The organism is Cellulomonas sp. JH27-2 (assembly GCF_014837175.1).
Taxonomy (GTDB): domain Bacteria; phylum Actinomycetota; class Actinomycetes; order Actinomycetales; family Cellulomonadaceae; genus Cellulomonas.
The window spans coordinates 116,224-139,849 of the sequence record NZ_JACYFR010000001.1 but is presented as its reverse complement, the minus strand read 5'-3'; the positions used below and the strand labels follow the sequence as shown (position 1 = coordinate 139,849).

The following is a 23,626-nucleotide window of genomic DNA, read 5'->3' as shown; positions in this document are numbered from 1 at the left end:
GCTGCGGCCGGCCCCACGGAGCACAGCACTGCGAACTTCAGCGACGAAGCCAGGAGCGACCATGCGCACCACGCCCCCCGCCGGCGTACCCGCCGGCACCCGACGAGCCCGCGGGGGAGCAGGGGTGGCGTCGATCGCCGCACTCGGTCTCCTCGTCGTCGGCGCCCCCGCCGCGCACGCGGCGACCCCCACGACGGCCCTCGCCGTCGCGCCCGCCGCGGCCGACGTCACCATCCCCACGCCGCTCGTCGACTACACGTTCGACGACGCCGCCGCGGGTGTGGCCACCATCCACAACTCGGGCTCCGGCGGCTCTGCGTACGACGGCTCGGTCGTCAACGCGAGCAAGCTCGGGTCCGGCACGCGCGACGGCGCCGCGACGCTGTCCCTGCCCGGCGGACCGCAGGGCACGGCCGACGCGACCATGCCGTACGTGACCATCCCGAACGGCGTCTACCAGGGCGCCTCCGCGGTCACGGTCGCGGCGTGGGTGCGGTGGGACGGGAAGAAGGCCGTGGGGACCCCCTGGGCGTTCATCCTGGGTGGCGACAAGCTGCCCAACAACTACGGCGTGTTCTTCTCGCCGTCCAACGGCGGCAAGATCTCGGCCCTGGCCAACGACGGCCCGGAGTACAGCGCGACGACGAAGGCCGCGATCCCCGCGGACACGTGGACGCACGTCGCGATCACCGAGGACGGCACGGACCTGGTCCTGTACGTCAACGGCCTGCGCACGGACTCGGTCCCGGCCCCGGTCGACTTCGCCAAGCTGTACTCGGCGTCCAGCACGTTCAGCGGCATGATCGGCCGGACGCAGTGGTCGACGCCGTGGGCGTCGTTCCTGGGCGGCCAGGTCGACGACTTCCAGGTGTTCACCTCGGCGCTCGACGCCGGTCAGGTGGCGCAGGTCGCCGGCGGCGTCCCGGACGTGACGGGTCTGGAGACGGACGCCGTGAGCGTCACGACCTACACCGGCGCGGCGCCGGAGCTGCCCGCCACGGTCTCGGCGACCTACGCCGACGGCTGGCCCCGCGACACTGCGGTGGCGTGGGACGACGTCGACGCCGCGGACTACGAGGCGCCGGGCACGTTCACCGTGCACGGGGACGTGTCCGGCCGCACCGTGACCGCCACGGTCACGGTGGTCGCCAAGCCGGTCGGCGACCTCGTCGCGCACTACGCGTTCGACGACGCCGCGGCGAGCGCCACGGTCGCGGACTCGTCGGGCAACGGCCTCGACGCGACGCTCGTCAACCCGGCCACGGCTTCCGTGGTCGCGGGCGCCGACGACTCCCAGGCGCTGGCGCTTCCGGGCGGTGCGTCGGGCGGCACCGGCGCCTACGTCCGGCTCCCCAAGAACATCCTGTCCGGGCGCACCGACCTGACGATCTCGACGCGCGTGAAGTGGTCGGGCGGCGCGTCGTGGCAGTGGGTCTACGCGCTCGGCACCAACTCGACGCGGTACATGTTCGCGACGCCTGCCAACGCCGACGGGGTGCTCCGCAGCGCGATCACGACCGCCGGCGGGGGAGCGGAGGCGACCGTGACGGGCTCGGCGGCGCCTCCGACGAACGCCTGGCACACCATCACGACGACGCTCGACACGAGCGCCGACCGGATGACGACCTACCTCGACGGCGCCGCCGTCGGCACCGTCGCCACGACGCTGACCGCCGGTGACCTGCTGGCGAGCACGGCGACCTCGTCGGGGTACCTGGGCAGGTCGTTCTACGCCGACCCCAACTTCGCGGGCGCGTTCGACGACGTCCAGATCTACGGCAAGGCGCTCGACGCGGCCCAGGTCGCCTCGATCACGGCCGGCACGGTTCCGACGCCGGTCGCGGTCGTCGACCCGGACCTGACCGTCACGACCGCCGTCGGCACGGCGCCCGTCCTGCCGCTCACCGCGCAGACCACCTACACCGACGGCTACACCCGCGGCGCCCCGGTGACCTGGGACGCGGTCGACGCGGACGCCTACGCGCAGCGCGGCTCGTTCACCGTGCACGGCACGGCCGCGGGCCTCGCGGTCACGGCGACGGTGCTGGTCAAGGAGGCCAACCAGGTCGACATCGACCTGTCCAGCAACACCGGCGACTTCATGGGCGGCGCCGTCGGCACGCTGTACGGCCTGTACGGCCAGGACATCCCGTCCAACAACGTCATCGACGGGATCAAGCTGCGCACGGTCGCGACCAAGGCGCAGGACGGCCCGCAGCACCCCGGCGCCGACGCGCTCGAGGTGCTCAAGCCGCTCGTCGACAGCTCGAACGGCGACGTCTACATCTACATGACGGACATCTACCGCGGCTTCCCGTACGAGTGGCCGGGTGACACGCCGCAGGCCAAGCTCGACGACTTCAAGGCGAAGATTCGCGTCCAGGTGGAACAGGTGGCCACGCTGCCGGAGAAGTATCGCCAGCACGTCGTCTTCGTGCCGTTCAACGAGCCCGAGGGCAACATGTTCGGCACGGGCGAGTGGAGCTACGACGGCGTCAGCTGGCTGACCGACCCCACCGAGTACTTCCAGGCGTGGGACGACGTGTACGCGATCATCAAGGGCGAGCTGCCCGACGCACGCATCGCCGGCCCCAACACGAGCGTGCTGTTCACCCAGGTGCAGGGGTTCGTCACGCACGCGCTCGCCGCGGGAACCATGCCCGACGTCATCACGTGGCACGAGCTGACCAACCCGGCGTCCATCCGCGACAACGTGGCGAAGTTCCGGACGTGGGAGGACACGCTCTACGCGGGCACGGACTACGCCGGCAAGCACCTGCCCATCAACATCGACGAGTACGCGTTCAACTACCACACGTCTGTCCCCGGCCAGATGATCCAGTGGATCAGCGCGCTGGAGGACGCGAAGGTCGACGGCGACGTGGCGTACTGGAACATCGACGGCAACATCTCCGACTCGGCCGTGCAGGCCAACCGGGGCAACGGCCAGTGGTGGCTGTTCAACGCGTACGGCCAGATGACCGGGCACACGGTCTCGCTGGTCCCGCCGAGCCCGGGGACCAGCTACACGCTGCAGGGTGTGGCGACGCTCGACGAGTCGAGGAAGCGGGCGCAGGCGATCATCGGCGGGGCGTCCGGCTCGTCGCTGGTGAGCTTCTCGCACGCCGGTACCTTCGGCGCCACCGCGCACGTGTCGGTCGAGGAGATCGGCTGGAGCGGGCAGGTCGGCGACTCGGCCGGCCCGCAGGAGGTGGCCGAGCTCGACGTGCCGATCACCGACGGGAACCTGGCGCTGCAGTTCGGCGCCGGCGACCTGCCGGCGCTCGACGCCGAGTCGGCGTACGTCATCGTCGTGACCCCCGGCGCCAACGCCACCGCCACCACGGTGACGCCGACGCTGTGGAAGGCGACGTACGAGGCAGAGGACGCGGCGCACACGGGGACGGGCTGGTCGAGGAACGGCCCCGAGGGCACCACGACGAACGTCTCGGGCTTCTACACCTCGGGCGGCTACGACGTGGGCGGCCTGCGCACAGGGTCGAATGTGACGCTCGGCTTCACGGTCGACGTCCCGCAGGACGGCACGTACGACCTGAGCGTGTTCGCGAACTCGCTCAACACGTACGCGCTGAACTCCGCGCAGGGGCCGACGAACGTGTTCCTGACCGTGGACGGCAAGGCCGAGCAGGAGCTCGACCTGACGCTCGGCTACAAGTGGGTGGTCTGGGACCACACCGACACGACCGTCGACCTGACGGCCGGCACGCACACGCTGACCCTCGCGGCCAAGAGCCTCGACGGGACCCGGACGACGAAGGGTGACGCGATCGTCGACAAGATTGACCTGTCGCTGGCCAACCCGGCGGCCGCGGCCACGACCTACGAGGCCGAGGACGCGACGCTGACCGGCGCGGCCACGGAGTACACCCACGCCGGCGTGTCCGGCTCGGGCGTGGCGGCGGTCGGTGCGGACGACGAGGCGACCTTCTGGGTCTACTCGAAGGACGACGGCGAGCACACGCTCACGCTCGACACCCTGGGCGGCGGTACGGCCGGCCTGGCGGTGAACGGGCAGGCGGTCGGCGACGTGCAGGCCACGTCGACGCGCCACGTCTTCCTGCTCGGCGGCATCAACAAGGTCACCGTCACCGGCACGACCGGCACGCTGCTCGTCGACCGGCTCCAGGTCGGGGCGTCGTCCGGCGCGCTCGTCGGCACGACCTACCAGGCGGAGAGCGCGACGACCTCCGGTACTGCGAAGGTCGCCGACTACCCGCTGGCCGACGGCGGCAAGGCCGTCACGGGAGTCGGCGGGGCGCCGGGCAACCGGAACACGCTCACGTTCGACGTGCCCGCCAAGGCCGCCGGGACGTACGCGATCACCGTGCGCTACTCCAACGGCGAGCAGTCGCCCGCGTCGCACTACAACCCGGACCCGCTGGCCCGGCACGCGGACGTCTCGGTCAACGACGGCGACGCGACGCGGGTGTGGTTCCCGCACACGTTCCACGACGACAACTTCTGGGATCTGACGTTCTTCGTGACCCTGGCCAAGGGCGCCAACACGATCGCGTTCCGGTCGCAGGAGCTGCCGAGCTTCGACGGCACCACGCTCATCTCGGACACGCACCCGGATCTGCTGCTCCGCTCGCAGTGGGCGCCGAACGTCGACAGCCTGACGGTCACGCCGCTGCGGGACACGACGGCTCCGACGACGACCCTCGCCCTGACGCCGGCGCAGCCCACGGGCTCGGCCGGGTGGTGGACGGGGCCGGTCACGGCGACGGCGTCCGGCACCGACGACCAGGTCGCGCCCACCGTGCAGCTCGCGGTGGACGGCGGGGCGTGGGGCACCTCGGCGTCGGCGACCCTCGCCACGGACGGCCGGCACACGGTGGCGGCCCGTGCCACGGACGCCAGCGGCAACGTCTCGGCGGTCGTCTCCCGAGACGTGGCGATCGACGCGGCCGCGCCGGTCTCCAACGCCTCGCTCGCGGCGCGGACGGTAACGCTGCGCGGCGCGGACGCGACGTCGGGCCTGGCGCGGATCGAGTACCGGACGAGCTCGTCGGGCACGTGGACGACGTACGCCGGCGCGATCCGGCTCGGGTCGGCCGCGACGACGGTGCAGTACCGGGCCGTCGACGTGGCGGGCAACGTCGAGGTCGCGAACGCGCTGGTGGTGCCGTCCACGGGAGTCGTGCTGCGGTCCAGCGCGACGGCCGCGGTGGTCTCGCCCGAGCGGAGCGTCTACGGCACGGGGGCGAAGGTCACCGTGCGGGTCACCGGATACGGGGCGACTCCCACGGGTTCGGTGCGGGTGACGGACGGCAGCACGCTCGTCGGCCGCGCCACGCTGTCCGGCGGCAAGGCGATCGTGGTGCTATCCTCGAAGCTCGTCGTCGGCCGGCACACGCTGACCGTGACCTACTCCGGTGACGCCGCGTTCACGGGCTCGACGGACACGACCGCACTGACCGTGGTCAAGGCGGCGAGCACGACGAAGGTCGCGCTGAACCACGGCACGGTGTCGACGAAGGCGCACGCCACGGCGACCGCGACGGTCAAGGGCGCGGGCACGCCTTCCGGCAAGGTGACGTTCACGGTGACGACCAAGGTCACGACGACGAAGGTCGTCAAGGGCACGAAGGTCCGCACGACGACGACCCGCACGGTGGCGACGAGGACCGTGACCCTCTCGTCGAGGCGGACCGCGAAGGTGACGCTGCCGCAGCTGCCCGCCGGCACGTACACCGTGGCGGCGCGGTACGGCGGCTCGTCGACGTTGCTGGCCTCGAGCGGGAAGGCGGTGCTGACCGTGCGCCGCTGACGGACCGTGGCCGAGACAGACCTCTACGGGCGAGACAGGCGCCTGCAGAGGTCTGTCTCGCCCGCAAGGGTCTGGCTCGGCGCTCGAACCGAGGTGGTTCCGGGTGGTGGGTGGTTCGGTCACCAGTGCGGCACGAGCGCGGCCGATTGTCACAACTTCGTCACGACGGCAGAAGAGGCTTGTCGCGCGTCGGATGTGAGCGCTAACATTTCCACCAGTACGACACGCACGGACGGGACGACGTAGCCCCGCAGGTCCGTGCCCCGTCGTCCGGAAACAGGAGCGGGGACGTGGGGTTCCCGCTCGCACCAGTGGTTCTCGAGGAGGAGAAGCATGGTCAGCAAGAAGTTCTCGATGCTCGCAGCCGGTGTGGCGGTCCTGGCCCTCGGCCTGTCGGCCTGCTCCAGCGACGACGGTGACACGAAGACCGACGCGGGCAGCTCGTCGACCGGCGACACGGGCGGCAGCTCGGGCGACACCATCAAGGTCGGCTTCTCGCAGGTCGGCGCCGAGTCGGGCTGGCGCGCGGCCAACACCAAGTCCATCCAGGACACGCTCACCAAGGAGAACGGGTTCGACCTGAGCTTCTCGGACGCGCAGCAGAAGCAGGAGAACCAGATCCAGGCGATCCGCTCCTACATCGCGCAGGGCGTCGACTACATCGCCTTCTCGCCCGTCGTCGAGACCGGCTGGGACGCGGTGCTCCAGGAGGCCAAGTCGGCCAACATCCCCGTGATCCTCACGGACCGCGCGGTCGACACGCAGGACAAGACGCTCTACAAGACCTTCATCGGCTCGGACTTCGTCGAGGAGGGCAAGCGCGTCGGCGAGTGGGTCTCCAACAACCTGGGCACCGAGCCGATCAACGTCGTCGAGCTCCAGGGCACCACCGGTTCGGCTCCGGCCATCGACCGCAAGCAGGGCTTCCTGGACGCGACCAAGGACAACACCAACATCAAGATCATCGCGTCGCAGACCGGTGACTTCACGCGTGACGGTGGCAAGAAGGTCATGGAGGGCTTCCTGCAGTCCAACCCGGACATCGACGTGGTCTACGCGCACAACGACGACATGGCGCTCGGCGCGATCGAGGCCATCGAGGCCGCCGGCAAGACCCCCGGCAAGGACATCAAGATCGTCTCGATCGACGGTGTCAAGGACGGCATGACCGCCCTGTCCGAGGGCAAGATCAACTACATCGTCGAGTGCAACCCGCTGCTCGGCCCGGACCTGGCCAAGATCATCCAGACGCTGCACGATGGTGGCACCGTCGAGCCGCGCATCGTCACGCAGGACGGTGCGTTCGACCAGGAGCAGGCCAAGGCCGCTCTGCCCGACCGGCAGTACTGACGGACGGCTGCGCCCTCGGGATCGCGACGGCGACGTCGCGTTCCCGGGGGCGCAGGTCTTCCCAGGACGCCCGGCACGACACCAGCACGAGAGGTCGACGATGACCGAGCAGAGCACGACCCCGATCGTCGAGATGACGGGGATCTCCATCACCTTTCCCGGCGTCAAGGCGCTCGACGGGGTCGACTTCCGGCTCCTTCCCGGTGAGGTGCACGCCCTCATGGGCGAGAACGGCGCGGGCAAGTCCACGCTGATCAAGGCGCTGACCGGCGTCTACGGCATCGACTCCGGCCGCATCGTCGTCGGCGGTGTCGAGCAGGTCTTCTCCGGACCGGCAGCAGCCCAGGCCGCGGGCGTCAGCACGGTGTACCAAGAGGTCAACCTGACCGACAACCTGTCCGTGGCCGAGAACGTCATGCTGGGCCACGAGATCCGCCGGTTCGGCGTGATCGACTGGCACGCGACGCGCAAGGCCGCCCGCGGCTACCTGCAGGCGCTCAACCTGGACATCGACCCCCGCTCCTCGCTCTCGAGCCACTCGCTCGCGGTGCAGCAGCTGGTCGCCATCTCGCGCGCCATGGTCGTGGACGCGCGCGTCCTGATCCTCGACGAGCCCACGTCCAGCCTGGACGCCGACGAGGTCGCGCGGCTGTTCGACGTGGTGCGCACGCTGCGCGACCGCGGCGTGGCGATCCTGTTCGTGTCGCACTTCCTGGACCAGATCTACGCGATCAGCGACCGCCTGACCGTGCTGCGCAACGGCACGCTCGTGGGGGAGTATCGCACCGAGGAGCTCTCGCGCGTCGAGCTGGTCGGCAAGATGATCGGCCGTGAGCTCGAGGTCCTGTCCGAGCTCGAGACCAGCTCCGAGCGGGCCGTCGTGGACTGGACGGGAACGCCGTACCTGCAGGCGATCGGCGTGGGCCGCAAGGGCTCCATCGAGCCGTTCGACCTCGACATCTTCCCGGGAGAGATCGTCGGGCTGGCGGGCCTGCTCGGGTCGGGACGCACCGAGCTCGCGCGGCTGCTGTACGGCGCCGACCACGCCGACTCCGGCGAGACGCGCGTGGCCGGCGAGCCCGTCCGGCTGCGCAACCCGCGCGCGGGCCTGTCTCGGTCCATCGTCTTCTCCTCGGAGAGCCGCAAGACCGAGGGCATCATCGGTGACCTGACGGTTCGCGAGAACATCGTGCTGGGCCTGCAGGCCGAGCGCGGCTGGCTGCGTCGGGTCCCGAGCCGCAAGGCCGACGAGGTCGTCGACCGGTACATCAAGGCGCTCGGGGTCCGCCCGGCCAACCCCGACGCGATCGCCGGCAACCTGTCCGGCGGGAACCAGCAGAAGGTGCTGCTGGCGCGGTGGCTCGCCACCGCCCCCAAGCTCCTGATCCTGGACGAGCCCACCCGTGGCATCGACGTCGGCGCCAAGGCGGAGATCCAGAAGCTCGTCGCCGAGCTCGCGTCCCAGGGCATGTCCGTCGTCTTCATCTCGGCCGAGCTCGACGAGGTCCTGCGCCTCTCGCACCGCATCGCGGTGCTGCGCGACCGCCGCAAGGTCGCCGAGCTCGTCAACTCCCAGGACGTCACGACCGACGTCGTCGTCGACCTCATCGCGAGCGGAGGAACCAGCGCATGACCGGGCTGGCCCAACTCACGCGGCACCGGCTGTTCTGGCCGATCGTCGCCCTGTTCGTGCTCCTGCTGGCGAGCACGCTCAAGCACCACACGTTCATCGAGGTCACTATCCGTGACGGTCACCTGTACGGCGGCCCGATCGACATCCTGCGCCGGTCCTCGATCCTGCTGCTCGTCGCGCTCGGCATGACGCTCGTCATCGCCACCCGCGGCATCGACCTGTCGGTCGGCGCCGTAATGGCGATCGCCGGAGCGGTGACGCTCTCGCAGATCGCGGACAGCCCGGACCCCGGCTCGCTCACCACCGTCGCGCTCGCCATGGCGACCGGCCTGGCGGTCTGCCTGGTCATCGGCGTCTTCAACGGCTTCCTCGTGGCGGTCCTCGGCATCCAACCGATCATCGCGACGCTGGTCCTGATGACCGCGGGGCGCGGCATCGCCATGCTCATCACCGGCGGTCAGATCACCACCGTGACCAGCGCGCCCTACAAGGCGCTGGCCTCCGGGTTCTGGCTCGGCCTGCCGATCGCCGCGCTGATCGCCGGCTTCTTCTTCGCCGTCGTCGCCGTGGTGACCCGCCGGACCGCGCTGGGTGTGCTGATCGAGTCGGTCGGCATCAACCCGGTCGCGTCGCGGCTCGCCGGCGTCCGGGCCCGGACGATCATCTGGACCGTGTACGTGCTGTGCGCGCTGTTCGCCTGCATCGCCGGGTTCCTGCAGAGCTCCAACATCATGGCGGCCGACTCCAACAACGCCGGCCTGTTCATCGAGCTCGACGCGATCCTCGCGGTCGTCATCGGCGGCACCTCGCTGGCGGGCGGCAAGTTCTCGCTCACCGGCACGCTCGTCGGCGTCCTGGTCATCACCACGCTGACCCTGTCCATCACGGTCATCGGCATCCCGGTGAACGCCGTGTCCCTGTTCAAGGCCCTCGTCGTCATCGTCGTGTGCCTGCTGCAGTCCCCCGTGGTGCAGCACAAGCTGCGAGCCCGCCGCAGGAAGGCGGCTCCCGTGCCCGTGGAGGTGCCGGCCTGATGGCTACCGACCAGATGACCGTCCAGGCCTCGGGCAAGGGCCCGCAGCCGACGGTGAAGCCCGCCCCCCGACGCAGCCTGCCCGTGCTCGACCGCCGCTACCTGCCGGTGCTCGGCACCTTCGTCGTGCTCGTGCTGATGCTCGTCATCGGCGGGACGCGGTACGAGAACTTCCTGTCCGGCCGCGTCATGGCCAACCTGTTCATCAACAACTCGTTCCTCATCGTCGTCGCCGTGGGCATGACGTTCGTGATCCTCACGGGCGGCATCGACCTGTCCGTCGGCGCGGTCGTCGCGCTGTCCACCTGCATCTCCGCGTGGATGTTCCTGCACGGCTGGGACGCGATCATCACGATCCCCGCCTCCATCCTGGTGGGGACGCTGATCGGCTGGATCGTGGGCGTGATGGTCCACGTGTTCGAGATCCAACCCTTCATCGCGACGTTGGCCGCGATGTTCCTGGCCCGCGGCCTGTGCTACGTCGTGGCGCCCGAGTCGATCCCGATCACGGACGCGACCATCGTCAAGCTGTCCGAGACGCGGTGGGAGATCGTCGACAACTTCGCCGTGACCCCCAGCGGGGTCATCGCCCTGAGCGTCGTCCTCGTCGCGTTCGTGACGCTGCACTACACGCGGTTCGGCCGCACGGTCTACGCGATCGGCGGCAACGAGCAGTCGGCCCGCCTCATGGGCCTGCCGGTGGCGCGTACCAAGGTGCTCGTCTACGTCATCTCGGGTACGTGCGCCGGTCTGGGCGGCCTGCTCTTCGCGGTGTTCGCGCGGTCGGGCTACTCGCTGACCGGTGTCGGCATGGAGCTCGACGCGATCGCCGCGGTCGTCATCGGCGGCACGCTGCTGACGGGTGGCTCGGGCTTCGTGCTCGGGTCCGTGCTGGGCGTGCTGGTGCTCGGCCTCATCCAGACCATCATCACGTTCGAGGGCACGCTCTCGTCGTGGTGGACCAAGATCGTGATCGGCGCGCTGCTGCTGGTGTTCGTGATCCTGCAGCGTCTGCTGGTCGTCCGGCGCAGGTAGCGCCACCCACCCATCCACAACTTCATACGCATGAGGACGGCACGCTCCCGTCCCGCCAGGGCCGGCTGCCACCGGTGAGTCCCTGGCGTGGACGGGGGCTGCCGATCCGGGTCCGTGGGCAACGAAGCGCACGGGCCGTGATCGGGCGCACCACACCTGGGAGAGGTAGGAGCACTGACGATGATTGCACATGCCCCGACGACGGGAGCGCGGCACCGCCGCACGGCCCGTCTGGCTGCCGGATTGACGGCATTCGCCCTGGTCACGGCCGGTGCCGTGGCCGTGGGTGCGCCGGCGTCCGCGGCGGATCCGGAACCGCAGGCCTGGACCGACGACTTCGACGGCACGACGCTGGACCCGCACTGGTCGATCACCCAGGAGGCGCCGTCGGCGTGGTCCCTGGGCGACGGGGCGCTCACGCTGCAGTCGCAGACCGGCGACACGTGGCAGACCGCGAACTCGGCCAAGAACGTGTTCATGGTGGACGTCCCCGCCGGTGACTTCACCGCGGTCGCGACGTTCAGCGGCGCGGTGTCCAAGGTCTACCAGGGCGCGGGGATCATCGCCTGGAAGGACATGGACAACTACGTCCGTGCTGGCCTGACGTACGTGGGCGACCTGGCGCCGTCCGGTCGCGCGATCGAGACGGACGCCGAGACGGGCGGCTCGTTTGCCGCGCTCGACTTCGAGGACCGGCCGGGCTCGACGGGCGAGACGCTGCAGCTGAAGCGCACGGGTGACCAGGTCACCACCAGCTACTGGGACGGCACCGGCTGGGTGCCGGCCAACACCACGACGGTCGGCTTCGACATGACCGCCGTCGGCCTGTATGCGCTGGCGGCTCAGGACGGCACGTCGCACACGGTCCGGTTCGACTCCTTCGGCCTCACGACGGCCGAGGGTGCCGACACGGTGCCGACCGGTCCGTTCACCGTGCACGCCGCGTCCGGTCCGCGCTACCTCGTCGACCGGGACGGCGTCCTGGCGCTGACGTCCGACCGGCCGCAGAGCGTCGTCGGCCTGGTGCCGACGGACCTGGGCGACGGCTCCGTCAGCCTGCGCACGCGGGACGGGAACCTGCCCGTGGTCGCGGCCGACGGGCGCCTGGTGCTGGGTGACGCGGACGGCGCCGCCAGCGCCCTGCGGTTCACGGACGCGGGCGGCGGCAAGCTGGTCCTGCGGCTCGCGGCCGGAGCGCCGTACGTCAGGCTCGACGGCGACGGTCTGCTGACGCTGGGCGACGAGCAGGACGCGACCGCGCTGACGATCGAGTACCAGGCGGCGACCACCGGCACGCTGGCGGTGGACGGCGGCGCGACGAGCGTCGACATCTCCGACGACCTCTACGGCATCTTCTACGAGGACATCAACTACGCCGCGGACGGCGGCCTGTACGCCGAGCTCGTCCGCAACCGGTCCTTCGAGTTCAACGCTTCGGACAACTCCTCGTTCACCGGCCTGACGGCTTGGGACGTGCTCGAGCGCGGTGACGGTGCGGGCAGCACGGGCACCGTCGTCAACGACGGCGACCGCCTGAAAGCGACCAACCGCAACTACCTGAAGCTCGATGCGACGGGCGCAGGAGCCGGCATCCGCAACGCGGGCTACAACTCGGGTCTGGCGCTGAAGGCCGGCCAGACGTACGACTTCTCGGTCTGGGCGCGCTCGAGCGTCGCGCAGGACCTGACCGTTCAGGTCGAGAACGCGGCCGGGGACACGGTCTTCGCGGCGGGCACCGTCGCCGTCGGCGGCTCCGACACTTGGAAGAAGTACACGGCGACCCTGACGGCGGACGCCACGACGGCGGCGGGCCGCCTGGCCGTGCTCGCCGGCGCCACCGGGACGCTGCGCCTCGACATGGTCTCGCTGTTCCCCGAGGACACCTGGGTGGGGCCGGTCAACGGCAAGACGTCGCTGCGCAAGGACCTGGCGGACAAGATCGCGGCGCTCAACCCGTCGTTCCTGCGGTTCCCGGGCGGCTGCGTCACCAACGTCGGCACGTTCGACTCCTACTCCGGTTCGGGCTACACCGACCGCAAGCGCACCTACCAGTGGAAGGAGACGCTCGGCCCGGTCGAGGAGCGCGCCACCAACTGGAACTTCTGGGGCTACAACCAGTCCTACGGCATCGGTTACCTCGAGTACTTCGAGCTCGCCGAGGACCTGGGCGCCACGCCGCTGCCCGTGCTCTCGGTGGGTGCCAACGGCTGCGGCTCGACGATCCCCGAAATGACGGACGCCGCCCGCATCAAGCAGTGGGTGCAGGACACCGTGGACCTCATCGAGTTCGCCAACGGCGACGTCACGACGACGTGGGGCGCGCGCCGTGCGGCGCTCGGCCACCCGGAGCCGTTCAACCTGCGCTACATCGGCCTGGGCAACGAGGAGAACACGACGACGTTCGAGGCGAACTTCCCGAAGTTCCGCGACGCCGTCGCCGCGAAGTACCCGGACGTGAAGATCTTGTCGAACTCCGGTCCGGACGACTCCGGCAGCCGGTTCGACACGCTGTGGGCCTTCAACAAGAAGCAGAAGGTCGACCTCGTCGACGAGCACTACTACAACGACCCGTCGTGGTTCCTGGCCAACAACGACCGCTACGACACCTACGACCGTTCCGGTCCCGACGTCTTCCTCGGCGAGTACGCCAGCCAGGGGAACACGATGTGGAACGCGCTGTCGGAGGCCTCGTACATGACGGGTCTGGAGCGGAACTCCGACGTGGTCAAGCTGGCGTCGTACGCGCCGCTGCTGGCCAACGAGGACTACGTGCAGTGGAGCCCGGACGCCATCTGGTTCGACAACGACGAGTCGTGGGGCTCGGTCAACTACTACGTGCAGAAGCTGTTCTCGAACAACCGCGGCGACCAGGTGGTGCCGAGCACCTACGAGGGCCCGGCCCCGGAGGTCCCCGACCTCACCGGTGGCGTGTTCCTGTCGACGTGGTCCACGGCCGCGGCCTACGACAACGTCAAGGTGACCGGCGCGGACGGCGAGCTGTTCAGCGACACGTTCACCGACGCGAGCAGGTGGCAGCGCCAGTCCGGCACGTGGGCGGTGACCAACGGTGAGTACGTGCAGAGCTCGACGACCGTCAACGACGCCCGCTCGATCATCACGGACGCCTACACCAAGGACTGGTCGGACTACACGTTCGAGGTCGACGCCCGCAAGATCTCCGGCAGCGAGGGCTTCCTCGTCGGCTTCGCGGCCGGCGGCCCGAACAACTTCTTCTGGTGGAACCTGGGTGGCTGGAACAACACCCGGTCCGTCCTGCAGAAGGCCACGGGCGGCAGCGCCAGCGAGGTCAAGGCCGTCGAGAACACGTCGGTCGTCACGGGCCAGACCTACAAGGTGAAGGTCGTCGTCGACGGTCGCCACATCCAGCTCTACCTGGACGGCGAGCTGCAGATCGACTACACCGACGAGCTGCCCACCACCGAGATCTACCAGGTGGTCACCCGCGACCAGAGCACGGGCGACCTGCTGGTCAAGGTCGTCAACACCGCGGACCGCAGCCTGCGCACGCAGGTCCAGGTCTCGGACGTCACGGTCACGGGGACGGGCACGGCCACCGAGATGGTGGGCAACCCGACCGACATGAACACCAAGGCCGACAAGACCAAGATCCTGCCGGTCGACCGGGAGCTGACGGGGTTGTCGAACGACTTCACCTACGACTTCCCGGCCTACTCGATCACCTTCCTGCGGCTGCACACGACCGACCAGAAGGCGCCGACGGTCACGGACCTGTCCGCGGCCGGCACGGCGGTGAACGGCTACCGGGCCTCCCCGGCGACGGTCACGGCCACGGCGTCCGACGACCGCGGCGTGGACCACGTCGAGCTGAGCGTGGACGGCGGCGCGTGGGCGTCGACCGTCGGCACATCGGCGTCCGTCCAGGTCACCGGGGACGGGTCGCACGTGGTGCGAGCCCGGGCGGTCGACGGGTCCGGCAACGTGTCCGCCGAGAGGTCGCTGACCGTGACGGTCGACGCGGCGGCGCCGGTCTCGCAGGCCGTGGTGGACGCCAAGGCCCGGACGGTCGCGCTGCGGGCGGCCGACGGCGGTTCGGGCGTGGCCCGGATCGAGTACCGGATCGGCACGAACGGGTCGTACAGCACGTACTCGTCCGCGGTGCAGGTCGGCTCGGCCCAGACGACCGTGCAGTTCCGCGCGGTCGACGAGGTCGGCAACGTCGAGAACACGGGTTCGGTCGTCGTCCCGAAGGCGGGCGTCGTCCTGGCGCCGTCGTCGACCGTCGCGCTCGTGGCGGCCTCGCCGGTCTCCTACGGGCGCGCCGGGAAGGTCACCGTCCGCGTGAGCGGAGCCGGTGGGACCCCCAGCGGGACCGTGCGGGTGCTGGACGGCTCGACGCAGGTCGGTCGGGGCACGCTCGCGAGCGGCCGGGTCACCGTGTCGCTGTCGTCGTCGCTCAAGGTCGGCACGCACCGCCTCACGGTGGTCTACGGCGGCGACGCGCGGTTCTCCGGCTCGTCGGACGCCGTGTCGCTCAAGGTCGTCAAGGCGTCCTCGGCGACCAGGGCGTCGGTCGCGCCGGCCAAGGTGCGCACGACGACGAAGCCGACGGTCAAGGTCGCCGTGACGTCGTCGACCGGCGTCAAGGCCACCGGCAAGGTCACCGTGACGGTCACGAAGTCGGGCAAGAAGGTCCAGGCGAAGAGCGCGGCGCTGTCCTCGAAGGGCGCCGCGAACGTGCGGCTCGCGAAGCTCAAGGCCGGCACCTACAAGGTCACGGTCACCTACGCCGGCTCGTCGGGCGTGGCCTCGTCGACCCGGACCGTGACACTCACCGTCCGCCGGTAGCCCGCGGGCGGGGCGCTCCGGCCCGGACCGGGGCGCCCCGCCGCACCCACCACACGTACGTTCCAGCAGCTTCCAGACACGAAGGAGTGCTCTGATGAGGATCAGCACAACCACAGGGGCGGTGACCGCGATCGCGGTCGCGCTCGCGGGGGTGGTCGCGGCGACGCCCGCGACCGCCGCCGACGGACCGGACGACGGGCTCGTCGCCCGGTACGCCCTCGACGAGACGTCGGGCACGGTCGCCGCGGACTCGTCGGGCCACGGGCGCGACGGGACCGTGCTCGGCGCCAGCACGTGGGCCGGCGGTGACGGGTTCACGTTCTCCGGTGGCGCCGGCGGCTCGGGCAACGCCATCGACCTGCCCGACGGCCTGCTCACCGGGCTGGGCACGGTGTCGGTCGACTTCGACGTGAACATCGACCCGACGCTCGCCAACAACTACTTCATCTTCAGCCTCGGCAACGCGTCCGACGCCGGCTACGTCTTCGTCACGGGCAAGGACTGGGAGCCGCGGCTGCGCGGCGCCATCACCACCGGTGCGAGCGGAGAGCTGAACACGATCCGGGCCGGCGCACTGACCACCGGCATCTGGAAGCACCTGACCTACACGATCGTCGGCGGCACCGTCGCGACGCCCGGGTACTCGGTGCTCTACGAGGACGGCGTCGAGGTCGCGCGCAACAGCGCGATCACGGTCAAGCCCAGCGACATCGTGGGAGGCGGCACGAACAACATGCTGGGCCGCTCGCCGTGGGCCGGGGACAACTCGTTCAAGGGCGCGATCCGCGACTTCCGCGTCTACGACCGCACGCTGACGGACGACGAGCGCACCGATCTCGCCGTCGACGTCGTGACCCCGGCCGTGACCACCGACGCGGCCGCGCTGTCGCTGGGCGACACGTCCGGCGTCACGTCGTCGCTCACGCTGCCGACGACGGGCGCGCACGGCACCACCGTCTCGTGGGCGTCGTCGAACCCGGACGTGGTGTCCGCGGCGGGGGTCGTGACGCGGCCGTCGGCCGCGACGGGCGACACCGACGTCACCTTGACGGCGACGGTCACGCGCGCGGGCGTCAGCACGACGCGCGCCCTGGCGGTGACCGTCCTCGCGCTGCCGGACACCGACGGCCTGCTGACGGACGCGCTCGACGGCGTCGTCGTGCCGAACCTCGGCGACGTCCGCGGGAACCTGACGCTCCCCACGACGGGCGCGCATGGTGCGGCGCTGACGTGGGAGTCGGCCGACGAGGCCGTCGTCGACGCGACCGGCGTCGTGCACCGCCCCGCGCACGGCCAGGCGGCGACGACCGTCGACCTGACGGTGACGGCGACGCTCGACGGGTTGAGCGCCTCCCGCGTCCTGACCGCGACCGTCCCGGCGCTGCCGGAGGCCGCCGACCCGACGGCCTACATGTTCGCCTACTTCGAGGGTGAGACGACGCCGGACGGCGAGTCGATCTACTTCGGCGCGAGCAAGGGGAACGACCCGACGCACTGGGCCGACCTCAACGACGGCGACCCCGTGCTGACCTCGTCGTTCGGCGAGAAGGGCCTGCGCGACCCGTTCATCGTCCGCTCGCCGGAGGGGGACAAGTTCTACCTGCTGGCCACCGACCTCAAGATCTACGGCGGGAACAACTTCTCCGCCGCCCAGCAGAACGGCAGCACCTACCTCGAGGTCTGGGAGTCCACCGACCTGGTGCACTGGTCCGACCAGCGGCACGTCAAGGTCTCGTCGGACTACGCCGGCAACACGTGGGCGCCGGAGGCCTACTACGACGAGGACCTCGGCTCCTACGTCGTCTACTGGGCGTCCAACCTGTACCCGACCACGGACACGGCAGGCCGCGACTACCGGACCAGCTACAACCGCATGATGTACGCGACCACGCGTGACTTCGTCACGTTCTCCGACCCGAAGCCGTGGATCGACGTCAAGCGCGGCACGGGCCTGGGCATGATCGACTCGACGGTGATCAAGGACGGCGACACGTTCTACCGTTTCACCAAGGACGAGGCGTACATGATCCCGCGCGAGGAGAGGTCCACGGACCTGCTCGCCACGGTCACCGGCTCGCTGCCGACGACGACGAGCGCGCCCGGCTGGCAGCTCGTCAAGGAGAAGGTGGGCCTGAACCAGCCCAACCCGTGGGGCGGCACGTTCACGGGCGGCGAGGGGCCGACGATCTTCAGGTCCAACACCGAGGAGCGCTGGTACCTGTTCATCGACCAGCCCAGCTACCACGGCGGGCAGGGGTACCTGGCGTTCACGTCCACCGACCTCGACTCGGGGGACTGGACGAGCGTGCCGTCGGCGCAGCTGCCGTCGAGCCCGCGGCACGGGACCGTCCTGCCGGTGACCCAGGCGGAGTACGAGCGGCTGCTCGGCGCCTACCAGCCCGACCTGCTGGTCACGTCGGTGGACGCGCAGGCGGTCACGACCGCGCAGGGCACGGCGCCGCACCTCCCCGCCACGGCGACCGTGCACTACGCCGACGGGAGCACGGCCGTCGCGCCGGTGGAGTGGGACCACGTCGCCGGCTCGTCGTACGCGGCACCCGGCACGTTCACGGTGTCCGGGACCGTCGCGGCAGGCTCGCAGGTGCGGGCCGTCGTCACGGTGACGGTCACCGACGACACCGACCCGGTGGTCGCACTCGCGGCCGCTCGGGCGGCGGACGGTCTGTCCGGCTGGTTCCGCACCGCGCCGGTCGCCGTCCAGGCCTCCGCGACGGACCCGTCGGGCGTGTCGAGCGTCGAGCTCGCGGTCGACGGCGGGGCGTGGGCCGCGACGGCCGGCTCGTCGGCGTCGACGTCGCTGTCTGCTGACGGACTGCACCTGGTCGCGGCGCGTGCCACCGACACCACGGCTCGCCGCTCGGCGTCCGTGAACCTGACGGTCGGTGTCGACGCGACGGCGCCGGTGAGCCGCGCGGCGGTGGACGCGGCCCGCGCGGTCAGCGTGCGGGCGGCGGACACCACGTCGGGCGTGGCCCGGGTGGAGTACCGGCTCGGGACGACCGGCGCGTGGAAGGCGTACACCTCCGCGGTGCGCATCGGGTCGGCTGCGACGACGGTGCAGTACCGGGCCGTCGACGTCGCCGGCAACACCGAGGCCGTCAACGCGCTGTCCCTGCCCGCCACAGGCGTCCAGCTCAAGGCGTCGGTCACGGCGGCGACGGCCACGTCGTCGCTCGTGTACGGCGGCTCGGCGACGGTCGTGGTCCGCGTCAGCGGCGCGGGCGGCGTGCCGACAGGCACCGTCCGGGTGCTCGAGGGCAGCGCGCAGGTCGCGTCCGGGAAGCTGGCGAGCGGCCGTGTGACGCTCACGCTGACGCGACCCACGGCGGGCACGCACCGGCTGACGGTTGTGTACGGCGGCGACACCCGGTTCCTCGGCTCGTCGGACACGGCCACGGTCAAGGTGACCAAGGCGTCGTCGAAGACCAAGGCGTCGGCGGCGTCCGTGAAGGCGTCGAAGAAGGCCGTCGTCAAGGTGTCGGTGACCGCGTCGAAGGTCACGCCCACCGGCCAGGTAACCGTCAAGGTCACCCGCGGCGGTTGGACCTACGCGGCCAAGACCGCGACCCTGCGGTCCGGCAAGGCGCAGATCACGCTGCCGAAGCTGGCCAAGGGCACGTACAAGGTGACGACGACGTACGCCGGCACGGCCGACATCACTTCGTCGAAGTCGACCACCACCCTGGTGGTCAAGCGGTAGCGGTGGATCGCTGGTTGAACGACATGCCGCGCGCCGGACACCGTGCGCGCGGCGTGTCGTTCAACCAGGCATTCACTTCGAGTGAAGTGCGTGAAGTGCGTGGAGTGGGTGGAGTGCCCGGGGTGTGGCAGGCCTGTCAGGGGCGGGCCGCGAACCGCTCCAGCAGGTCGGCGTGGCCGCTGACGACCAGCAGGTCGTTGGCGGAGATGCGTGTCTCTGAGTCGGCATAGACGAAGTCGAGCCCGGGGCTCTTGACGCCGATGACGGTGACGCCGTACCGCTCGCGGATCTTGGACTGCGCCAGGGTGAAACCCTGGGTCTCCTTGGGAGGGCGCATCTTGACGACGGTGAACCCGTCCTCGACCTCGATGTAGTCGAGCAGCTTGCCGCTGACCAGGTGGGCGACGCGGGCGCCGGCGTCGGCCTCCGGCAGGATCACGTGGTGCGCACCGATGCGCTGCAGGATGCGCGCGTGCTCGGAGCTGATGGCCTTGGCCCAGATCTGGGGGATGCCGATGTCCACGAGGTTCGCGGTGATGAGCACGGACGCCTCGAGGTAGGAGCCCACGCCGACGACGGCCACGGGGAACTCGCGCGCGCCGAGCTGCTCGAGCGCCTCGGGGTTGACCGCGTCGGCCTCGACCAGCGCCACCCGGCCGGCCCACTGGGCCACCAGCTCGGGGTTGCGCTCGACGGCCAGCACGTCCTGGCCCAGCCGGTCGAGGGTCGCGGCGATGGCCGACCCGAACCGACCCAGGCCGATGACGAGGACGCCGTCGGCCTTCTTGGGGTTGCGGGGGGCGTTCTGCGGGGTGTCAGCCAATGATCGGCCTCTCTTCCGGGAACCGGATGACCCGACGACGGTTGCGCAGCGCGAGCGCCGCCGCAAGCGTCATCGTGCCGGTCCGGCCGATGAACATGAGCACGGTCAGGACGTACTTGGCCGCATCGGGCAGGTCGGGGGTCCGGCCCGTGGACAGCCCGCAGGTCGCGAACGCGGAGATGACCTCGAACAGCACCACGTCCAGGGTCCACCCGGTGATCGCCAGCAGCAGCAGCGAGGCGATGAGCACGAACGTCGCGGACACCAGCGAGACGGCGATGGCGACCTGCAGGGCCTCGCGCGGGATGCGCCGCCCGAACGCCTCGACGTCCCGGTCGCCACGCCCTTCGGCGACGATGGCGAGCAGCATGACGGCCAGCGTCGTGACCTTGATGCCGCCGGCGGTCGACGCCGAGCCGCCACCCACGAACATGAGGGCGTCGGTGAGCAGCCACGTGCCCTCGTGCATCTGGCCGACGTCCACGGTCGAGAACCCGGCCGAGCGGGGCATGACGCCCGCGAACAGCGAGGCGAGCACGGTGCCGCTGGGACCCAGCGGCTTGAAGGTGCCCGGGTTGGTCCACTCGAACGCCGCCACGAGCAGCGACCCGAACACGACGAGGGCCAGGCTCGTGACGACCGTGAGCTTGGAGTGCAGGTTCCACCGCCGTGGCTCGCGCAGGTGGCGCGCCACGTTGAGGATGACCGGGAAGCCGAGCGAGCCGATGAAGACGCCGACGATGATCGGCAGCAGCACCCACCAGTCGCTCACGAACGGTTCGAGCCCCTCCGGTGTGGGCACGAATCCGGCGTTGTTGAACGCCGAGACCCCGTAGAACAGCGCGTGCCAGGCCGCCTCGCCCCAGTCCTCGTCGTACATGTGGAACCGGGGGAGCAGGATCACCGCGATGGTGAGCTCGAGGGCCGTCGACGTGACGATGACGGTGCGGACCAGCGAGCCGACCTCGCCCAGGCGGGTCGTCTTGGTCTCGGAGGAGACCAGCAGGCGCTGTGTGAGCCCGATCCGCCGCGAGACCGCCATGCCGAGCAGCGACGCGAGCGTCATGACGCCGAGGCCGCCCACCTTGATGGCGACCAGGATGACGACGAGCCCGAACCCGGACCAGTACTCCCCGGTCGGGACCACGACGAGGCCCGTCACGGTGCTGGCGGAGGTTGCGGTGAACAGGGCGTCGACGAAGGGGGCCCGCTCGCCGCTCGTCGTGGCCCACGGCATCAGCAGGAGCACGGTCACCAGTGCGATCACGGCGGCGAAGACCCCGAGCGCCAGCCGGGCGGGGGACTGCCGCGCGGCGCGGTCGACGAGCTCGCGCCCGCGCCAGGCCAGGTTGCCGCGTGTCATCCCACCTCCTCGCGCCCGTGTCGACGCGGTCGTCGCGCGCATGTCCCCTGTCTGTCCCGGCGTCCCGGACGACGTGCACCACTGTGGCATGGCCAGGCCGTTCGCGCGGGCGGTGGTCGTCGAGAGTCGGCGGCATGACACAGTGGGGTCATGACGGCCGGCTCCGCGCGCGTGGTGTGGTCGTCCGACATGCTCGGGTACGACTTCGGGCACGGGCACCCCATGACGTCGGACCGCGTCGAGCTGACCATTCGGCTCGCCGAGCAGCTGGGCGTCCTCGACGGCGTCGAGCTCCTCGCGCCGGGGATCGCGCCCGACGCCCTGCTCGAGACGGTGCACGACCCCGACTATGTGGCCGCGGTGCGCCGTGCCGCCGCGGGCACGGCGGACCCGGACCGCGGTCTGGGCACGCGCGACGACCCGGTGTTCCCGCACATGCACGAGGCGGCCGCGCGCGTGGTCCAGGGGACCGTCGACGCCGCGGGCGCGGTGTGGCGCGGGGACTGCGAGCACGCGGTGAACATCGCGGGCGGCCTGCACCACGCCATGCCGGGTGCCGCGTCGGGCTTCTGCGTCTACAACGACGCCGCCGTCGCCATCCGCTCCCTGCTCACCGCGGGAGCCGAGCGCGTCGCGTACGTCGACGTCGACGCGCACCACGGCGACGGCGTGCAGGCCGTGTTCTGGGACGACCCGCGCGTGCTGACGATCTCCGTCCACGAGACCGGCCACCACCTGTTCCCGGGGACGGGCTACCCGACCGACACGGGCGGCCCGGACGCCGACGGCCTCGCGGTCAACCTGGCGCTGCCGTCGCGCACCGGCGACGCCGGGTGGTTGCGGGCCATCGACGCGGTGGTGCCGGAGGTCGTCCGGGACTTCGCGCCGCAGGTGCTCGTGACCCAGCACGGGTGCGACTCGCACGTCATGGACCCGCTCACGCACCTGCGCGTCTCGGTGGACGGTCAGCGGCTCGCGGCGACCTGGCTGCACGACCTGGCGCACGAGGTGTGCGACGGCCGCTGGCTCGCGCTCGGCGGAGGTGGCTACGCCATGATCGACGTCGTCCCGCGCGCCTGGACCCACGTCCTGGCCGTCGCCGCGCACCGCCCCCTGGACCCGGCCACCCCCGTGCCCGACGCGTGGCGCGAGCTGGTCACCAACCGCTACGGTCGCGCGGGCCCGCCCGAGATGGGGGACGGGCGGGAGCCGGCGTTCCGGCCGTGGTCCTCAGGGTACGACCCGGACGACGAGGTGGACCGGGCGATCCGCGCGACGCGCGCGGCGACCTTCCCCCGGCTGGGTCTGCACGCCGACGCCTGAGCGGCGACTGGGCCGTCCAGGTGCCGCACAGGTGTCACACGAGTTCACCTCTTTCACTCCAGTCCCACGCGCCACTAGGGTGGGGCAACACCCAGCGGGGGTGCGCGGGGCCGACGCATCGCCGGCCGGAATGGAAGAGCAGCAGAACATGAGCGACCAGCCGGGCCGCCAGCGCTACCTGACCGTCGTCGAGGTGGCGGAGATCATGCGTGTCTCGAAGATGACCGTGTACCGGTTGCTGCACTCGGGCGAGCTGCTCGGCGTCCGCGTCGGCCGGTCCTTCCGCGTCCCCGCCGACGCCCTCGAGCACTTCCTCGCCACGTCCATCGCGCCGGTCGAGACGGCCGACGAGGCCGACCGCCGCACCTCCTGAGGGGCCTGTGAGCGGGGCGGATCCGACGGCGCGTCGCGGGCGGTGCCGAAGATCGCGTAAGGTAGGGCCTCGGACTTTCTCCGTGCGTGCGCGACTCGATGGCTGATCGACGAACCGCGCGTCGATCGATCAGCAAGGTCCGGCCCCGCCGGGTCGGGCCACTCCACCGGGAAGCGAGAGTGGACCTATGGGTTCCGTCATCAAGAAGCGCCGCAAGCGGATGGCCAAGAAGAAGCACCGCAAGCTGCTTCGCAAGACGCGCCACCAGCGTCGTAACAAGAAGTGACCCGACCGGGCCCGGCTGATGCCGGGCCCGTCGTGCGTCCGGGGTCGGTCTGCGGCGTCGAGGGCGTC

The 23,626-nt window shown here is 70.7% G+C and carries 12 protein-coding genes; 10 read left to right on the top strand and 2 right to left on the bottom strand.

The window, feature by feature from the left end; genetic code table 11:
* Positions 1 to 61: 61 nt before the first annotated feature.
* The 7 genes from IC607_RS00705 (at position 62) to IC607_RS00675 (ending at position 19,390) form a co-directional block, all read left to right on the top strand.
* The gene (locus tag IC607_RS00705; protein WP_191785082.1) at positions 62 to 5,791 is read left to right on the top strand and encodes a LamG-like jellyroll fold domain-containing protein; all 5,730 of its coding nucleotides are present in this window, start codon (positions 62 to 64) and stop codon (positions 5,789 to 5,791) included.
* 333 nt (positions 5,792 to 6,124) lie between these two features.
* The gene (locus tag IC607_RS00700) at positions 6,125 to 7,141 is read left to right on the top strand and encodes an ABC transporter substrate-binding protein (protein WP_191785081.1); all 1,017 of its coding nucleotides are present in this window, start codon (positions 6,125 to 6,127) and stop codon (positions 7,139 to 7,141) included.
* Positions 7,142 to 7,241: 100 nt separating this feature from the next.
* A complete protein-coding gene (locus IC607_RS00695) occupies positions 7,242 to 8,774 on the top strand; it encodes a sugar ABC transporter ATP-binding protein (RefSeq protein ID WP_191785080.1) in 1,533 nt (510 codons plus the stop codon).
* On the top strand, positions 8,771 to 9,808 hold the full coding sequence (locus tag IC607_RS00690) for an ABC transporter permease (RefSeq protein ID WP_191785079.1): 1,038 nt from the start codon (positions 8,771 to 8,773) through the stop codon (positions 9,806 to 9,808). Before IC607_RS00695 ends, IC607_RS00690 begins: the two co-directional genes overlap by 4 nt.
* Positions 9,808 to 10,842, top strand: a complete 1,035-nt coding sequence (yjfF, locus tag IC607_RS00685) for a galactofuranose ABC transporter, permease protein YjfF (protein ID WP_191785078.1) — start codon at positions 9,808 to 9,810, stop codon at positions 10,840 to 10,842. The genes IC607_RS00690 and yjfF overlap by 1 nt, the downstream gene beginning before the upstream one ends.
* 180 nt (positions 10,843 to 11,022) lie before the next feature.
* On the top strand, positions 11,023 to 15,669 hold the full coding sequence (locus IC607_RS00680) for an alpha-L-arabinofuranosidase C-terminal domain-containing protein (protein ID WP_191785077.1): 4,647 nt from the start codon (positions 11,023 to 11,025) through the stop codon (positions 15,667 to 15,669).
* Positions 15,670 to 15,763: 94 nt separating this feature from the next.
* Positions 15,764 to 19,390, top strand: coding sequence for an immunoglobulin-like domain-containing protein (locus IC607_RS00675; RefSeq protein ID WP_191785076.1), 3,627 nt, complete (start codon positions 15,764 to 15,766; stop codon positions 19,388 to 19,390).
* Positions 19,391 to 19,526: 136 nt separating this feature from the next.
* Here IC607_RS00675 and IC607_RS00670 read toward each other — a convergent pair whose 3' ends face one another.
* The gene (locus IC607_RS00670; RefSeq protein WP_191785075.1) at positions 19,527 to 20,213 is read right to left on the bottom strand and encodes a TrkA family potassium uptake protein; all 687 of its coding nucleotides are present in this window, start codon (positions 20,211 to 20,213) and stop codon (positions 19,527 to 19,529) included.
* Positions 20,206 to 21,576 carry a TrkH family potassium uptake protein gene (locus IC607_RS00665; RefSeq protein ID WP_191785074.1) on the bottom strand — a complete coding sequence of 457 codons (1,371 nt, stop codon included), beginning with the start codon at positions 21,574 to 21,576 and terminating at the stop codon, positions 20,206 to 20,208. Before IC607_RS00665 ends, IC607_RS00670 begins: the two co-directional genes overlap by 8 nt.
* 150 nt (positions 21,577 to 21,726) lie before the next feature.
* On the opposite strand from IC607_RS00665, the gene IC607_RS00660 reads away from it, so the two are divergent.
* The 3 genes from IC607_RS00660 (at position 21,727) to IC607_RS00650 (ending at position 23,558) form a co-directional block, all read left to right on the top strand.
* On the top strand, positions 21,727 to 22,899 hold the full coding sequence (locus IC607_RS00660) for an acetoin utilization protein AcuC (RefSeq protein ID WP_191785073.1): 1,173 nt from the start codon (positions 21,727 to 21,729) through the stop codon (positions 22,897 to 22,899).
* A 148-nt stretch (positions 22,900 to 23,047) separates the two neighbouring features.
* The gene (locus IC607_RS00655) at positions 23,048 to 23,272 is read left to right on the top strand and encodes a helix-turn-helix domain-containing protein (RefSeq protein WP_191785072.1); all 225 of its coding nucleotides are present in this window, start codon (positions 23,048 to 23,050) and stop codon (positions 23,270 to 23,272) included.
* Positions 23,273 to 23,459: 187 nt separating this feature from the next.
* Complete coding sequence (locus IC607_RS00650) at positions 23,460 to 23,558, top strand: 30S ribosomal protein bS22 (protein ID WP_003792170.1); 99 nt, start codon at positions 23,460 to 23,462, stop codon at positions 23,556 to 23,558.
* Positions 23,559 to 23,626: the final 68 nt, after the last annotated feature.

What these genes read in the sequence shown, in the direction of transcription:
- IC607_RS00665 (WP_191785074.1), bottom strand. Translation starts at nt 21,576, where the DNA reads ATGACACGCGGCAACCTGGCCTGGCGCGGGCGCGAGCTCGTCGACCGC.
- IC607_RS00705 (WP_191785082.1), top strand. Translation starts at nt 62, where the DNA reads ATGCGCACCACGCCCCCCGCCGGCGTACCCGCCGGCACCCGACGAGCC.
- IC607_RS00680 (WP_191785077.1), top strand. Translation starts at nt 11,023, where the DNA reads ATGATTGCACATGCCCCGACGACGGGAGCGCGGCACCGCCGCACGGCC.
- IC607_RS00650 (WP_003792170.1), top strand. Translation starts at nt 23,460, where the DNA reads ATGGGTTCCGTCATCAAGAAGCGCCGCAAGCGGATGGCCAAGAAGAAG.
- IC607_RS00700 (WP_191785081.1), top strand. Translation starts at nt 6,125, where the DNA reads ATGGTCAGCAAGAAGTTCTCGATGCTCGCAGCCGGTGTGGCGGTCCTG.
- IC607_RS00675 (WP_191785076.1), top strand. Translation starts at nt 15,764, where the DNA reads ATGAGGATCAGCACAACCACAGGGGCGGTGACCGCGATCGCGGTCGCG.
- IC607_RS00690 (WP_191785079.1), top strand. Translation starts at nt 8,771, where the DNA reads ATGACCGGGCTGGCCCAACTCACGCGGCACCGGCTGTTCTGGCCGATC.
- IC607_RS00660 (WP_191785073.1), top strand. Translation starts at nt 21,727, where the DNA reads ATGACGGCCGGCTCCGCGCGCGTGGTGTGGTCGTCCGACATGCTCGGG.
- IC607_RS00655 (WP_191785072.1), top strand. Translation starts at nt 23,048, where the DNA reads ATGAGCGACCAGCCGGGCCGCCAGCGCTACCTGACCGTCGTCGAGGTG.
- IC607_RS00695 (WP_191785080.1), top strand. Translation starts at nt 7,242, where the DNA reads ATGACCGAGCAGAGCACGACCCCGATCGTCGAGATGACGGGGATCTCC.
- yjfF (WP_191785078.1), top strand. Translation starts at nt 9,808, where the DNA reads ATGGCTACCGACCAGATGACCGTCCAGGCCTCGGGCAAGGGCCCGCAG.